The 15,340-nt window shown below is 66.5% G+C and carries 16 protein-coding genes; 6 read left to right on the forward strand and 10 right to left on the reverse strand.

The genetic code is table 11. From position 1 onward, the window contains the following. Positions 1 to 281 precede the first annotated feature (281 nt). Entirely contained in the window at positions 282 to 995 is a 714-nt protein-coding gene (locus WAZ62_RS03400) for an SCO family protein (RefSeq protein ID WP_422642126.1), read from the reverse strand. A 167-nt stretch (positions 996 to 1,162) separates the two neighbouring features. On the opposite strand from WAZ62_RS03400, the gene WAZ62_RS03405 reads away from it, so the two are divergent. The 5 genes from WAZ62_RS03405 (at position 1,163) to WAZ62_RS03425 (ending at position 4,535) form a co-directional block, all read left to right on the forward strand. Then, a complete protein-coding gene (locus WAZ62_RS03405; protein ID WP_422642127.1) occupies positions 1,163 to 1,666 on the forward strand; it encodes a DUF6306 domain-containing protein in 504 nt (167 codons plus the stop codon). Positions 1,667 to 1,685: 19 nt separating this feature from the next. Further along, positions 1,686 to 2,168, forward strand: a complete 483-nt coding sequence (locus tag WAZ62_RS03410) for a hypothetical protein (protein ID WP_422642128.1) — start codon at positions 1,686 to 1,688, stop codon at positions 2,166 to 2,168. 1 nt (position 2,169) lies between these two features. Further along, entirely contained in the window at positions 2,170 to 2,907 is a 738-nt protein-coding gene (locus WAZ62_RS03415) for an SDR family oxidoreductase (protein ID WP_422642129.1), read from the forward strand. A 67-nt stretch (positions 2,908 to 2,974) separates the two neighbouring features. Next, positions 2,975 to 3,646, forward strand: coding sequence for a nitroreductase (locus WAZ62_RS03420; RefSeq protein ID WP_422642130.1), 672 nt, complete (start codon positions 2,975 to 2,977; stop codon positions 3,644 to 3,646). Positions 3,647 to 3,662: 16 nt separating this feature from the next. Next, complete coding sequence (locus tag WAZ62_RS03425) at positions 3,663 to 4,535, forward strand: pirin family protein (RefSeq protein ID WP_422642131.1); 873 nt, start codon at positions 3,663 to 3,665, stop codon at positions 4,533 to 4,535. Between the two features lie 156 nt (positions 4,536 to 4,691). Here WAZ62_RS03425 and WAZ62_RS03430 read toward each other — a convergent pair whose 3' ends face one another. Both WAZ62_RS03430 and WAZ62_RS03435 read right to left on the reverse strand, forming a co-directional pair. Next, positions 4,692 to 7,772 (reverse strand): efflux RND transporter permease subunit, encoded by a 3,081-nt coding sequence (locus WAZ62_RS03430; RefSeq protein ID WP_422642132.1) that lies wholly within the window; start codon positions 7,770 to 7,772, stop codon positions 4,692 to 4,694. A gap of 15 nt (positions 7,773 to 7,787) precedes the next feature. Then, positions 7,788 to 8,870, reverse strand: a complete 1,083-nt coding sequence (locus WAZ62_RS03435) for an efflux RND transporter periplasmic adaptor subunit (protein ID WP_422642133.1) — start codon at positions 8,868 to 8,870, stop codon at positions 7,788 to 7,790. A 71-nt stretch (positions 8,871 to 8,941) separates the two neighbouring features. On the opposite strand from WAZ62_RS03435, the gene WAZ62_RS03440 reads away from it, so the two are divergent. Further along, on the forward strand, positions 8,942 to 9,604 hold the full coding sequence (locus WAZ62_RS03440) for a TetR/AcrR family transcriptional regulator (protein WP_422642134.1): 663 nt from the start codon (positions 8,942 to 8,944) through the stop codon (positions 9,602 to 9,604). Between the two features lie 3 nt (positions 9,605 to 9,607). Here the strand turns inward: WAZ62_RS03440 and phnX are convergent, their stop codons facing one another. The 7 genes from phnX to WAZ62_RS03475 form a co-directional block, all read right to left on the reverse strand. Continuing rightward, a complete protein-coding gene (phnX, locus tag WAZ62_RS03445; RefSeq protein WP_422642135.1) occupies positions 9,608 to 10,432 on the reverse strand; it encodes a phosphonoacetaldehyde hydrolase in 825 nt (274 codons plus the stop codon). Between the two features lie 101 nt (positions 10,433 to 10,533). Continuing rightward, positions 10,534 to 11,736: an acetyl-CoA C-acyltransferase gene (locus WAZ62_RS03450; RefSeq protein WP_422642136.1), complete on the reverse strand. Its 1,203-nt coding sequence runs from the start codon at positions 11,734 to 11,736 to the stop codon at positions 10,534 to 10,536. Positions 11,737 to 11,862: 126 nt separating this feature from the next. After that, the gene (locus WAZ62_RS03455; protein ID WP_422642137.1) at positions 11,863 to 12,327 is read right to left on the reverse strand and encodes a MaoC family dehydratase; all 465 of its coding nucleotides are present in this window, start codon (positions 12,325 to 12,327) and stop codon (positions 11,863 to 11,865) included. Further along, a complete protein-coding gene (locus WAZ62_RS03460; protein WP_422642138.1) occupies positions 12,328 to 13,203 on the reverse strand; it encodes an SDR family NAD(P)-dependent oxidoreductase in 876 nt (291 codons plus the stop codon). It abuts the gene before it with no gap. Next, positions 13,196 to 14,023 carry an acetoacetate decarboxylase family protein gene (locus WAZ62_RS03465; protein WP_422642139.1) on the reverse strand — a complete coding sequence of 276 codons (828 nt, stop codon included), beginning with the start codon at positions 14,021 to 14,023 and terminating at the stop codon, positions 13,196 to 13,198. Before WAZ62_RS03465 ends, WAZ62_RS03460 begins: the two co-directional genes overlap by 8 nt. A gap of 82 nt (positions 14,024 to 14,105) precedes the next feature. Continuing rightward, positions 14,106 to 15,113: an aromatic ring-hydroxylating oxygenase subunit alpha gene (locus WAZ62_RS03470; RefSeq protein WP_422642140.1), complete on the reverse strand. Its 1,008-nt coding sequence runs from the start codon at positions 15,111 to 15,113 to the stop codon at positions 14,106 to 14,108. Between the two features lie 5 nt (positions 15,114 to 15,118). Continuing rightward, positions 15,119 to 15,340 (reverse strand): amidohydrolase family protein (locus tag WAZ62_RS03475; protein WP_422642141.1); only part of this gene is annotated, 222 nt, incomplete at its 5' end.

Raw genomic sequence — 15,340 nt, forward strand, 5'->3', positions numbered from 1 at the left:
CCCCGCCGCCGAGGTAGCCGAGGCGGCCGCTGGCGCCGGCCTTGCCGCCGAGGTGGCCGACAATATCGAAGCCGCCGTCGCCCGGGCCGCAGCCCTGGCGGGCCAGGGCGCGCGGGTCATGATCTGCGGCTCGCTCTATCTCGCCGGCCGGGTGCTGGCGGACAACGGCTGACGCTTTCTTTCCACCTCGTCATGCTGGCGAAGGCCGGCATCTCGACAAGGCATGGGCGCCTTCCCGCCCCGAGACTCCGGCCTTCGCCGGAGTGACGATCTGGCGGGCATCAGCCGCCGATCAGCTTGGTGATGCCATCGGCCAGCGCCTTCGGGTCCATGTCATGGCTGAAGATCTGCTTCAGCTTGCCATCCGGCCCCATCAGATAGAGCAGGGTGGAATGGTCCATCGTGTAATCCTCGCCCTCGCCCCGGCGGATGGCGACGACGCGATAGGTCTTGAGCACGGCGTCGATCTGCGCCCGGTCGCCGGTCAGGCCGGTGATGCGCGGATCGAAGGACGAGGTGTAGTCCTTCATAGCCTGGGCATTGTCGCGCTCGGGATCGACGGTGATGAACAGCGGCTGGATCCGGTCGGCCGCCGGCCCCATGGCCTTCAGCGCCTCGGTCATCTCGATGAGGGTGGTCGGGCAGACGTCGGGACAGAAGGTGAAGCCGAAGAAGACCAGGAGATATTTGTCCGGCCAGCTCCTTTCCGTCACCGGCTGGCCGTTCTCGTCGGTCAGCGAGAAGGGACCGCCGACGGCCCCCGCCAGTTCGTGATCGGGTGGCAACCCGCTTTGTCCGGTCGCGGCGGGTTCGAGCCGCTGGTCGATGCGGCCCAGTTCGAACCAGGTCAGGGCGGCGATGCCGATCAGGGCGGCGGCGATGATCAGGGGGGTCGTCTTGCGCATGGCGCCAAGTGAACGCCGGCAGGCCGGCAGGTCAAGGGCCTTGGTGCCGCGGCGCGAGGCGGGAGGCAGGCTTCCACCGGACACATGCATATGCGGTCTTCGGCATCGGCATGGCTTCGGCCCTTCGATCGCGGGGAGGATCGTGCTTTAGTGCAATGGACTTACGGGGCAGGTGGTAACGCGTATCCTGGTCTGCCCGATCGCCGCCTCCGCCAGGGCCCCTATTGATCGAAAAATACTACAGGACGTCGAGCCAAGTGAACGCTGTCGACCGCCAACATGCCGTATCGCCGGACCTTCATTCCGACGATCATGGCGAACTCCGCGCCCCCCGATTTGACGGTCCGCTGTCGGATTCGGAACTGGACGAGTTGATCAATCTGCTGATCGAGACGATCCGCGCCGGGGCCAAGGTCGCCGCCGTCTTCGCCTGCCGCGCCTCGTGCCAGAACAAGCGGGGCATGTATCTCGACATCCAGGCCGACGCCTCCAAGGCAATCCAGACCCTGTCCCGCCTGCTGAAGGCGCGCGGGGTCGAGCCTTCGGACGCCACCAACGGGTTCTTCGACCGCGCCATGGAACTGCCCGAACGGGCCGATCGCATCGCCTTTTTCCTGCGCGGCCAATCCTGGCTGCTGGCGACCTTGCGCGAGGCCCTGCCCCACCTGCAGGACGCCGAAATCTCCACCGCCTTCACCGACTGCATCGAGCAGGTGGAGCGGAACCGGGAGCGGGCGCAGTCCTATATGAACGGCCTCTGATCCTGGCCGGATTTCCCCGATGCTGATGACCCTGCTGTTCGTCGCGGGCTTCGCCCTGGTCGCGGCCTTCGTTTGCCGCGCCCTGCTGCCGGCACCGTGGAGCCGTTATGTCTTCCTGCTGCTGGGCGTGCCCTCCATCGCTTTCGTCCTGATCGGCGTCGGGACGACGGTCTATTTCTACATCCGCTGCGAACAGGGCGCGATCGCCCGCGCCAGCAATGCCGATGGCAGCATCACCGCGACCCTGAGCGCGGTCGACTGCGGCTCGGCCGACGACCGCACCTTCGATGTCACGGTCAGCATTTCGGATGCGTCCCGCCCCCTCGACCAGACCATCTTCCGCAGCCGCGGCCGGCCGGCGCCGACCAATGTCGCCTTCACCGGCGAGCGCAGCTTCCGGGTGACCCTCGAGGATGGCGCGACCTATGACACCAGCCTGATCGGCGATGGCACCGTGCCGGACAAGGTCTGGTCGGTCATCAGCGGCAAGGTCGTCCCCTGACATGAAACCGCGGCCGGCCGCCCTGGTGACCGGCGCGGGCCGGCGCATCGGTGCCGGTCTCGCCCGCCATCTGGCGGCGCGGGGCCATGCCGTCGTCCTTCACCACAACAACAGCGCCGAGGCGGCGAGCCGTGTCGCCGCCGAGATCAGCGGCGGCGGCGGCGTCGCCCATGTCCTGCAGGCCGATCTCGCCGATCCGGCCGCGGTCGAGGGTCTGATCCCCGCCGCCATCGAGCTTGCCCCCGGCCTGTCCCTTCTCGTCAACAATGCCGCCCGTTTCGTTCATGATCGGGTGGAGACGCTGGCGCGGGCGAACTGGGATGCGCATCTGGCCGTCAACCTGTCGGCCCCGGCCTTTCTGGCCAAGGCCTTCGCCGAGGCCCTGTCGGCCCGGCAGCGGCCCGGCCTGATCGTCAACATCACCGATTTCAAACTGTCGGGCCGGCCCGATCCCGCCTTCCTGTCCTATACGGTGGCGAAGGCGGGCCTCGCCGCCCTGACCGAATTGCTGGCGGTCGCCCTCGCACCCCAGGGCATCAGGGTCGTCGCCATCGCGCCGGGTTTCACCCTGCCTGGCGGCAAGCAGTCGGACGAGAGTTTCGCCGATGCCTTCCATTCCGCCCCGCTCGGCGCCGGCTCGACCATCACCGATCTCGCGCGCGCGCTCAGCTTCGCCATCGACAGTCCGGCGCTGACCGGCTGCACCTTGCCGATCGACGGCGGGATGCATCTTGTCTGACGATTTAAAACAATAGACGAACGCGGACCTCGCCATTACGTTTACGTCAACGTAAGGGAGGAAAGCCATGAAGGTCTCGGAAGCTCTGGACAGCCGCCTGTCGGTGCGGGAATTCCTGCCCGATCCGGTGCCGGTCGATACCATCAGGGCCATTCTGGAAACCGCGAAACGGGCGCCCTCGGGCGGCAATCTCCAGCCCTGGACGGTCCATGTCGCGACGGGCGGCGCGCTTGACGAGATCAAGGCCCTGATCCGCTCGAAACTGGCCGACAGCCCCAAGGGCGAAGGCACGGAATACCAGATCTATCCGCCGAACCTGACCGAGCCCTATCGCACGCGGCGTTACCGCGTCGGCGAACAGCTTTACGATTCGATCGGCATCGAGCGGGACAACAAGTTCGGCCGGCTGATGCAGTTCGCCCGCAATTTCGAATTCTTCGGCGCCCCGGCCGCGCTGTTCTTCGCCATCGATCGCCAGATGCAGCCGGGCCAATGGGCGGACCTCGGCATGTTCATGCAGTCGATCATGCTGCTGGCCCGGGAACATGGGCTCGATACCTGCGCGCAGGAAGCCTGGGCGATCTGGCACAAGACACTGGGCGAATATCTGAAAATGCCCGACAATCTGATGCTCTTCGCCGGCATGGCGCTGGGCCGGCGGGATGCGGCACACCCGCTGAACGGTTTTCGCAGCGAACGCGCCCCGCTCGAGGAATTCGTCACCTTCCTCGGCGACTGACGGCGCCCAGGGGGGAATGATGCCGGCCACCGAACTTCTGATCGAGGCGCGCTCGCGCGAGCTGGCGCCCGGCTTCTCGGTCCGGCGCATCCTGCCGTTCCCGGCGCGCCGCCATGTCGGGCCTTTCGTCTTCCTCGATCACATGGGGCCGGTCGATGCCGGGCCGCGCGGCCTCGCCGATGTCCGGCCCCACCCGCACATCGGCCTCGCCACCGTGACCTGGCTGTTCTCGGGCGAGATCATTCACCGCGACAGTCTGGGCTATGTCCAGCCGATCCGGCCGGGCGAGCTGAACTGGATGAATGCCGGCCACGGCATCACCCATTCCGAGCGGATGCCCGAGCACCCCGAAGGCGGCACCGTCCATCTGCACGGCGTCCAGGCCTGGGTCGCCGTGCCCAGGGCGATGGAAGAGAGCGAGCCCTTCTTCACCCATGTCGGCGCCGACAGGCTGCCCGTCGTCTATCAGCCCGGCGCCCGCCTGACGGTGATCGCCGGCACGGCTTACGGCGCGACGGCGCAGCTCGATATCCCCTCGCCCCTGTTCTATGTCGAGGCGAAGCTCGACCCCGGCGCGGAGCTCGCCCTGCCGGACGATCACGAGGAGCGGGCGATCTATGTCGCCGGCGGCTGCGTGACGACGCCGGACGGCGAATTGGGCGAAGGCACCATGGCGGTGTTCACGCCCGGCGTGCCGGTGACGATCAGGGCCGAGACGGCGGCCACCGTCATGCTGCTGGGCGGCGCCCCCCTCGACGGGGAGCGGCATATCTTCTGGAATTTCGTCTCGAGCGACCGCGAACGGATCGAGAAGGCCAAGGCCGACTGGCAGGCCGGCCGCTTCCCCAAGGTCCCCGGCGAGACCGAGTTCATCCCCCTGCCCGCCTGACGCCCCCCGACTCGTCGTCCCGGATGGGGTGTCCCTTCCGGCCAAAGATCCGGCCTGCGCCGGGATGACGCCACGGGGATTAGGCCCGCCCCAATCTCGTCGTCCCGGCGACGGCCGGGACCTCGATCAGGATAGGGCGCCCCCGCCCGGCTTTCCTTATTCCCTAGCCGCCGGGGCGGCGGCGGGCAGCATTTCGTCGTCCGGCAGTTGCTTCGGCGCGAGCAGGAGATACATCGCCGGGGTCACCAGCCGCGACAGGAAGGTGGAGGTCACCAGGCCGCCGATGATGACGATGGCGAGCGGCGAATAGAGGCCCGAGCCTTCGACGGCGAGCGGCATCAGGCCGCCGACCGCGGTCATCGAGGTGAGCAGCACGGGCAGGAAGCGGATCTCGCCCGCCTGCTCGATCGCGTCCTTGAGGCCGACACCCTGACGGCGCAGCTGGGTGGTGAAATCGACCAGCAGGATCGAATTCTTGATCTCGATGCCGATCAGCGCGATGAAGCCGACCACCGCCGTGAAACTGAAGGTATAGCCGGTCAGATAGAGCGCGAGGATACCGCCGATCACGCCGAGCGGGATGACCCCGGCGACGACCGCGGTCGAGGCGAAACTGCGGAACTCGAGGATCAGCACGGCGAGAATGCCGAAGACGGCGATCAGGATCGCATTCGACAGGCCGGCGAAACTCTTCTGCCGCGCCTCGGCCTCGCCGCCGAGGGCGAGGCGATAGCCCGGCGGCAGTTGCAGGGTCTTCAGCCCCTGCTGGATCAGGGCCGTCACCCGTTCGGTGTTGAAGCCGGTCTGGGTGAAGGCGGTGATGGTGACCGAGCGTTCGCGGTCGAAACGGTCGATACGGGCGGGGCCAGCCTCGAAATGCGGGCTGGTCACGCTGGCGAGCGGCGTCGCCCCGGTCGTCGTCGGCACATAAATCGTGCCGAGGGCGTCCAGTTCGTGGCGTGTGCCGAGGGGGGCGCGGACGACGACAGGATAGTCGTCGCCATCCTCCTCGCGGAAATTGGCCACCTGTTCGCCCGCGAGGGCGAGGCGCACCGTGCGGTCGACCGCGCCGGCCGGAACGCCGAGCACGCCCGCCTTGGCGGTATCGATGCCGAGGTTGAGATCGGTGCGGTCGAGGCGCAGGGGATTGACCACGTCGCGGGTGCCGGGCACGCCTTCGATGATGCGCGTCGTCTCGGCCGCCAGGGATTTCAGCGTCTCGATATTGGGGCCGGTCAGGCGCATGGCGACCGGCGCCTCGATCGGCGGGCCATTCTGGAAGATGCGGACGACCATCTGCGAGCCGGGATAGCGATCGAGCCGGGCGCGCAGATCATCGATCAGCGCGGGGCTTGTGCGGTTGTCCCAATGGTCGAGTTCGACGAAGACGGCACCATGGGTCGGGTCATCCTCGCGCGGGATGATGTTGTAGAAAATACGCGGATTACCATGGCCGGCATTGGACATGACCCAGCGCACGCCTTCGGTCGCCGCCACTTCGCGTTCGGCATAGCGAACGGCCGCATCGGTCTCGGCCAGGGGCGAGCCATCGGGCAGATCGACATCGATCACGAACTGGCGCGAGTCGGCGGGGGGAAACAGCGAGAAGCCGACCCTCGGCACCAGCAGGATCGAGCCGGCGAACAGCGCCCCGGCGATGATGCAGGTGAACAGCGGCCGGCCAAGGGCGACATGCAGCAGCGGCCGGTAGATCGTATGGATGCCCTTCATGATGCCGCGCAGCAGGGCATTGCCCTCCGGGTCCTCGTGGCGCGACAGGATGCGGCTAGCGAGGAAGGGAATGATGGTCAGCGAGACGAAGAGCGAGGCGCCCACGGTATAGAGCACCGAAACCGGCAGGGAGCGGATGAACTTGCCCGCGCCTTCCGGCAGGAACAGCAGGGGCACGAAGGCCAGCATCAGCGTCGCGGTACAGCCGAGGACGGCGACCGCGATCTGCGACGTGCCGGCGATGGCGGCCTTGGTCCGGTCCATGCCTTCGCGCAGGTGGCGGGCGATATTCTCGGTGACGACGATGGAATCATCGACCAGCAGGCCGAGCGCCAGCACGAAACCGGCGATCGAGAGCTGGTTGAGCGAGAAGCCCGTCATCTTCAGGATCGAGACGCCGATCGCCAGCGACAGCGGGATCGACAGCATGACGACGATCGAGGCGCGAAAGCCGAGCGGCAGCAGGGTGATCAGCACGAGGCCGAGGGCGATGGCGAAATCGCGGAACAGGCTGGACAAGCGATGGGTGACCGAAACCGACTGATCGAAACCACGCTCCATCGTGATATTGGGCGGCAGTTCCGTCTCGAACTGGTCGAGCAGGGCATAGATGCCGTCCCGCATCTCGAAGATGTTCTGGCCGTCCTTCTGGTTGGCGGTGACGAAGACCGCCGGATGGCCATTGAAGCGGGTGATATGGGTCGGCTCATCCGCCGACCACGAGACTTCGGCGACGTCCGAGACCTTGACGATGGTGCCGGCGTGCGAGGTGATCACCGTGTTGGCGACATCTTCCAGCGCCTTGAAATCGCCGGTCGCCTTCACGTTGAAGCGCCGGGCGCCGGCATGGATGGAGCCGATCGGCACGCTCGCCCCTTCCGCCTTCAGGGCATCGGCGACGGCGGAAGCGGGCAGGCCGAGGGCGGACAGCCGGCCGAGGTCGAGGGCGACGCGCACTTCGGTTCGCGGCTCGCCCCAGACCTCCGTCTCGCGCACGCCGTCGACCCGGTCGAGCATGTCCTTCAGCACCCGCGCCCGCTCTTCCAGCTCGCGCGCGGGCGCCGTGTCGGAGACCAGGGCGACCTGCACGAAATTGGTCATGCTGGTCTCGATCTTCTTGATGTCGAGACGAACGAGACCGTCAGGCAGGGTGGCGCGGATCGCGTTGATCTCGCGCACCACCTGGTCGTATTTCCGCTCGGTGTCCGAGCTCCATTCGAAGTGAACGGTGACATTGGCGACGCCGTCGCGCGATTTCGATTCGATCTTGTCGATATCGTCGAGGGCGGAAACCGCGTCCTCGATCGGGTCGGTCACCAGTTTTTCCATGTCGAGGGGATCGGCCCCCGGCAGGACCGCGACCACCGAGACGATCGGCGTCGGGAAATTGGGATCTTCCGCCCGTGGAATGGACAGCAGCGCGGAAACGCCCATGGCCGCCAGCATGGCGAAGACCACCAGGGTGAATTGCCACTGGCGAACGGCAAAGCCGCCGATACCCCCCATCGTCCCCGCTCCTGCCTATTGTGCCGATTTGCCGGCGTTGTCGCGCAGGGCGACCAGATCCGTGACCCGAACCTCGTCGCCGTCGCGCAGGTAGCCGGCCCCGGCCGAAACCACTTTCTCGCCCGGCTGGAGACCGTCGCGGATCTGGACATTCTCGCCCGACAGGGGACCGAAGGCGACGCGGCGGCGGGCAACGCGGGAGGTCGCGGGGTCGATGACGAAGACGCTGCCCTCGGCGCCGAAGCCTTCGAGAATGGCCGAAGCGGGGATCATCACGACCCGGCTCTCGGCGGCCGAGCGGGGCCGGATCGCGACGTCGGCGACAAGGCCGGACGGCAGCTGCAGCGAGGTGTCGTCGAGCGACAGCTCGACCATGAAGGCGCCGGTGCGCATGTCGCCCTTGGGCGCGATGCGCGAGACATGGGCCGTGGTCGGCGCCCCGATTCCCGGCAGGCGAACGCTGGCGCCATCGCCCAGGGCGATCTTCACCACGTCGCGGTCGGCGATGCCGACCTTCACCACCCGGCCCGAGCCGATATCGCCGAGGGTCAGCACGGTCAGGCCGGCCGGCACGATCTGGCCGCTTTCAACCTCGCGCGCCAGGATGACGCCATCGGCCGGCGCCTTGATTTCGGCAAGGCCGCGGTTGAAGGCGACGGAATCGCGATTGGCCTCGGCCATGGCCAGCGCCGTCCGGGCATCGTCCAGCCGCGCCTGGGCGGCGAAGCCCTGCCCGACCAGCGGGGCCACCCGCTGAACATCGCGCCGGGCTTTCTCGACATTGGCGACGACCTCGCGCCACTGCGCGTCAATCTCGCTGGTGTCGAGAATGGCCAGGGACTGCCCCTGCGTCACCATATCGCCGACATCGACCGAAAATCCCTGGATGATGCCGCCGATCTTGAACGACAGCACCACTTCCCGCTTGTAGGCGACGAGGCCCGACGACCTTATGTCGCTGGCGTCGAGCGCCAGCACGGCGGCCGTGGCGGCGACCGGCCGCGCCGGCTGTTCCTTGGCCGCGTCCTCCGCAGCCAGCCCCGGCGTGGCGAGGCCGGCGAGCGCGAAGGCCGCGATGAGGGACAGGAAGGGGCGCATGACCAGCTCCGCTTAACGGCGTTAAGTTTACGGTGTTAAATTAGCGCGATTCCGCTTAGGGTCAAGTCACGATGAATGACACGCCCGTGCCCCCTGTCCGTCGGCGCCTCGCGGCCGAGGAACGGCGCAGCCAGATCTTGGCCGCAGCCCGAAAACTGTTCATCGAGGAAGGCGTGGAGAAAACCTCGATGCGCCGCATCGCCAGCCTGGCGGGCGTGACGCCGACGCTGATCTACCATCACTTCGCCGACAAGGAAGCCCTGCTGCTGACGGTCTGCCAGGCCTTCTTCCGCGGCCTGATCGAAGCCAATGAAGCGGCGATCGGCATGGTGCCCGACGAGGACGAGCCCTTCGCCCGCCTGCGCCGGCAGCTCGAAGGCTATGTCCGTTTCGGCCTCGCCAACCGGGATGTCTACCGGCTGGTGTTCATGACTCCGCTGGCCAGCCTGGTCCGAAGCCGCCTGCCCGCCGGCCACCGGCCCCATGATGACGCGCCGCCGGAAGACCTGGGCTTCGGGACCCAGGCTTTCGGGATGCTGGAAGGCGAAATCGCTCGCCTGATCGCTTCAGGCCACCTGAAGTCGGGCGATCCGGCGGCCATCGCCGAGGTGGTCTGGGCGACGGGCCACGGCCTCGTGTCCCTGATGATCACCCATGGCGACTTCAAGTGGACGCCGTTCGAGCAATTGCTGAGCCAGTCGATCGATACGATCCTGAACGGGATCGCGGCCTGAGGGTCAGGCCGCCGGGCCTTCGCCCTTCGCCAGCCTGGCCTCGATCGCGTCGAGGACGGGCATCAGGTCGGCCACCGAATCGATGACATAATCGGCACCCAGCGCCTTGTGCCTGGCCGCCGCCACGGCCCGCCGCGCCGCCTGTTCCGATTCCGGCAGGGCCTGCCATTCGGCCAGCGACAGGCCGACCATATTACCCGAGACCGACAGGCCGACGGTCCAGGTGCCGGCCGCCTTGCCTTCGAGAATGCCGGGTTCGGTATCGTCGATCTTGACGACGGCCGAGGGCGGATGGACGCCGAGATCGGCGAAGGTCCGATACATCATCAGGGGGCCGGGCCGGCCATCGGCCAGATCGCCGGCGCAGACGAGATTGTCGGGCCGGTAACCGGCAGCCGCGGCGACCGGCACCAGCCGCTCCATGATCGAGCGGACATAGCCGGTGGTGGAGCCGATCTTCAGCCCCCGCGCCCGGCAGGCCTCGACCGTCGCCAGCGCCCCCGGGATCAGATCGGCATAATCGGTCACCACCGCCTCGTTCAGCGGCACGAAAACCTCATAGACCTTGTCGATATCGGCCTCGCCCGGCGGATGGCCGTGAGCCGCCCGCCAACGCGCGGCGATGGCGGGATCGGCCATCAGGGCGGCGATATGGGCGCGCTTGGGCAGGCCCATCGGTCCCCGCGCCTCGGCGATCGAGATGGCGACGCCCAGTCGCTCATAAGCCTCGACGAAGGCGCCCATCGGGGCGCGGGAGCCGAAATCGACGATCGTCCCCGCCCAGTCGAAAACGACGGCCTTGAGGTGGCTGAAGGGGACGCTGGACATGGGCTGCTCCTGAAGCACGACGGGAAGTGCTAAACTAGCCTGATTTCAGGACGATGACAGCCCGCCAGCATCCCCCCGGATGTCCACCGGGGGGCGATGGCTCAGTAAACCTCGAACAGGCCGGCGGCGCCCATGCCGCCGCCCACGCACATGGTGACGACGACATATCTGACGCCCCGGCGCTTGCCCTCGATCAGGGCATGGCCGACGAGGCGGGCACCGGACATGCCGTAAGGGTGGCCAACGGCGATGGCGCCGCCGTCGACATTCAGGCGCTCATGCGGGATGCCCAGCCGGTCGCGGCAGTAGATCGCCTGGACGGCGAAGGCTTCGTTCAATTCCCACAGGCCGATGTCGTCGACCTTCAGGCCGTGGCGCTGCAGCAGCTTCGGCACCGCGAAGACGGGGCCGATGCCCATTTCCTCGGGCGCGCAGCCGGCGACCGCCATGCCGCGATAGGCGCCGAGTGGCTTGAGGCCCAGGGTCTCGGCCAGTTTCGCCTCGACGAGGACGGAAGCCGAGGCACCGTCGGAGAGCTGCGAGGCATTGCCGGCGGTGATGAAGGCGCCCGTCTCGACCAGCGTGCCGCCCTTGTGGACGGGCTTCAGCGCGGCCAGGCCCTCGCGCGTCGTATCGGCGCGCGGACCTTCGTCGAAGGCGAGGGTGACGTCCTTGTAGCTCGTCTCCTTCGTCTCCTTGTCGACGATGGCCATGCGGGTCTTCAGGGGCGCGATCTCGGCGTCGAAGCGGCCGGCGACGCGGCCGGCCTCGACCCGCTGCTGGCTGATGAAGGAGAATTCGTCCTGCGCCTCGCGGCTGATGCCGTAACGCTTCGCCACCACCTCGGCGGTCTCGATCATCGGCATATACATATGCGGGCTCTGCGCGATCACCGCTTCGGAACGGGCGCGGAAGCCATTCTTGTGCTGGTTCTGCACCAGGCTGATGGATTCGACGCCGCCGCCGACCGCCATCTCCATGCCGTCGTCGATGATCTGCTTGGCCGCGGTCGCGATCGCCATCATGCCGGAGGCGCACATGCGGTCGACGGACATGCCGGCCACCGTCTCGGGCAGGCCGGCAGCGGCGGCGGTCAGGCGGCCGATATTATAGCCCTGGGTGCCCTGCTGGCCGGCGCAGCCCATGATGCAGTCCTCGATCCGGGCGGGATCGACACCGGCGCGGCGCACCGCCTCAGCGACCACATGGCCCGAGAGGGCCGGGGCTTCGGTATCGTTGAAGGCACCGCGAAAGGCCTTGCCGATCGGGGTGCGGGCAGTCGAGACGATAACGGCCTCGCGCATGGTTTTCTCCCTCTTTCTTGTTCTGATCGTGTCTTTTCGGGCGTCATCCCGGCGAAGGCCGGGATCTCTCTCCGACAAGGCTCAATTCGTCGCGAGGTCCCGGCCTTCGCCGGGACGACGATCGGATCACGGATAGAAGCGGCTGACCGTGTCGGCGATGCAGGCCGGCTTGTCTCCGCCCTCGATCTCGATGGTGACGCGGATGGTGACCTGGATGCCGCCGTCCGGCGTTTCCTGCACCTTGACCAGCTCGCCCTTGCCGCGGATGCGGCTGCCCACCTTGACGGGGGCGAGGAAGCGGATCTTGTCGCAGCCGATGTTGACGCCCATCTTGAACACGCCGACATCGACGATCTGCGGCAGGAAGCCGGCGATCAGCGACAGCGTCAGATAACCATGGGCGATGGTCGCGCCGAAGGGTCCAGTCTTCGCTTTTTCGACATCGACATGGATCCACTGGTGATCATTGGTCGCGTCGGCGAAGAGGTTCACCCGCTCCTGTTCGATCAGGAGCCAGTCGCTGGTCCCGAGGGCCGAACCCTCGCGACCGATGAGGTCGCGAGGGCCGGCGAATTTTGCTGTTTCAGCCATTTAGATTCCCAGAGCAGGCAGTGGCAATTCGCCCCGGGCGATGATGTTCTCGACCCGGGCGCGCAGCATCGTATTCTGCGCCTCGGCTTCCGGGAACATCCAGAAACGGTCGGCCTTCACGCTGTCGACGACGAAATCGGCCACTTCCTCGGGCTCGGTCAACTGCAGCTTGAGGCCGGTCGCCGACACGAGGTCGCGCATGGTCTTGTAGGCGGCCGCGCCCGTGTCCTTGCCGTCAGAGAATTCGGACGGACGATTGCGGTTGCTGTCCATGATCCGCGTGTTGACGACATGGGGACCGGGGAACAGCACCGCCGCCCGCAGCCTGGTCTTCGCGATCTGGAGCTGCCAGTGCAGGGTTTCCGAGATCGAGGTGACCGCCGCCTTGGTCGCCGCGTAGATCGGCGTGTTGGGCAGCGGGAACAGACCGCCGTTGAAGGAGGAGGTATTGCAGATCAGCCCCTCTTCCCCACCTTCGATCATGCGCGGCACGAAGGCGCGGATACCGTGGACGACACCGGTCACATTGACGGCGAAGCCCCAGTTCCAGTCCTTCATCGGCATTTCCCACATCTTGCGCTGCGCCTCGCCGAGGCCGACACCCGCATTGTTGAAGAGGAAATGCACCTTGCCGAACGCCGCATAGGCGGCATCGGCGAGAGCATTGACCGACTCTTCCTTGGTGACGTCGGTCTTCACGCCGATCGCCTCGGTGCCGCCCGCCTTCAACTCGGCGGTGGTGCGGTCGAGGGCTTCCTGGTCGATATCGGCGATGACGAGCTTCAGCCCCTCGCGCGCGAGGCTGCGCGTGAGAGCAAGGCCGACGCCCGAGGCGCCGCCGGTGACGACGGCGGTCTTGCCGGCGAGATCAAGCATTGGCCACCTTCTTCTCAGATTCGAGCGGCACCTCGATGCCCTGGATGCCCGGCTCGTCGAAACGCTGATGCCAGAAGGCGTCGAGCCATTCGCTCGGCACTTCGCGCAGGATCTTGCCCGAGGTGACCGAGCCGCCCTCGCAATAGTAAGCCTCGAGGATCTTCTTCACCGGCACGTCGGCGATCGGATCGAAGGGGCTCTCGTTCAGGGTGATGCTGGCGCCTGTGATCTTCTTCATGTCGGTGTATTTGCGTTCCCAGTCGAGCTGGGTCAGGAACACCGGGCCGTCGAAGCCGCCGCGACGGGTGATCGAAGGCATGCCCTTGTAGCAGAAGAAATTCTCGGTGAATTCGGCGGGGCCGGTCGACTCGCCGATGGTGCCTTCCATCTCGATGAACTTGATGCCGTTGCGCTTCACCGCGACCTTGATCTTGTCGCCGGTAACGTCGAAATCGACGGCGGCGATCTTCTTCGGCTCGCCGAAGACTTCGCGGCCGGTGATGCAGACGAAATCGCCTTCCATCGGCATCGACAGGACGTACCAGCCCTTCACGCCTTCGGCTTCGCAGGCGACGCCGACGGTGGCGGCGCCGATGGTGATCGTGTTGGTTTCCGACAGATGCATGATGACATGGGCGAACTGCACGAAGATCTTCGGCTCGGTCAGCACCAGCGGCCGCGGCAGCACGGCGGCGGCGATCTCGGGCTCGGTCTCGTAGATCGCACGGAAGGTGCGGACCGAGGTCCGCATCGACGCCGAACCGATCCCACCGGTGGAGCCCGTCTTCGACAGGTCCTTCACATAACGTACCTTGGCCATTTCGTTTCCCCTCGTTGCGGGCAAAGCCCGGGCGTTCCGGGGCGGTGAGGCGCCCCGGTCTGTCATTCGATTACGCTTGTGGTTACTCCGCCGCCGCGCGCTGCTCGGCGGGGACGTAGAATTGCTCGAAATATTCCCGGAACTGCATGATCGGGCCGTCGCCGTCGCACAGGATCGGGTTCTTGCGGTGGATCTTGTGGTTCCAGATCGGAATATCGCCCTCGACCCCGGTCTGGCCGATCACCAGCGCGATCGCCATGCGGGCGATGTTGTATTCCATGCTTTCCTTGTCGAACTTGCGGTGGGTGAAGGCGAAGCGCAGTTCGCACTTGTCCTTCGTCACCGGTGTCGCCAGGACCATCAGCAGCGTGTCGGTGATGCCGGTGATGCGGGTGTATTTCTGGCCCGCGCCGTTCTGCACCGTCTCGACCCGGGTCGGGAAGGTCTTCATCTCGCCGTCGGGCATGGGCAGCGTGCGCTGGCCCTCGGCGATGGAACGCCGCAGGTGGCCGTCGTAGCTGGTCTTGCCTTCCGGCACGTCGTCCATGCCGTGGACATAGCGGAAATGGGCGATGTCGACGCCGTTTTCCGCGATTTCCTGCGGGTTGGACAGGATGGTCCAGTGATAGCGGTCGAGTTCTTCCCACTGTTCGTCGGCGATCTGGCCGATTTCCTCGTGCTCGATCACGTCGAAGAAGGGCTCGGCCTTTTCCGGGTGATACCAGGCCCAGACGACGTTGTTCTTCTCGACGATCGGATAGGCCTTCATGCAGGGCCGGCGGCCGAGGATCGGCGGCATCTTCTTGGCATAGGGAACGTCGGTCGCCCAGCCTTCGGTATTATAGGCCCAGGCGTGGAACGGGCAGCGAATGCCGTCCTGATCGACCTTGCCGCCATGGCCGAGATGCGCGCCCAGATGGGCGCAGTAAGCCTCGAGCAGGCCGGCCTTGCCGGACAGGGTGCGGAACAGCACCAGTTCCTCGCCGAAATACTGGACCGTCTTCACGTCGCCGGCCTGCAACTCGTCGGAATAGGCGACGAAGAACCAGCCGTAGGGAATGTCCATCGGGAAACGTTCGACCGAGATCATGAGTGTTACTCCGCGGCCTGGGCGGTGGCGAGCCAGTTCTTCCTGGGTCCGATCTTGGCGGCGATCTTGTTGAGCGCCGGCAGGTCGAGGTCATAAACCGCCGCCGCCGACTTCCAGAAGATCTGTTCCAGATCGCTTTCCGGCAGGCCGCCGAGGGAGACCAGCATCTTCTCCGCCGTCTTCGGCCAGCAGCCTTCGGGATGCGGATAGTCCGAGCCCCAGATCAC

It is taken from the genome of Zavarzinia sp. (assembly GCF_049306435.1).
Classification (GTDB): Bacteria; Pseudomonadota; Alphaproteobacteria; order Zavarziniales; family Zavarziniaceae; genus Zavarzinia.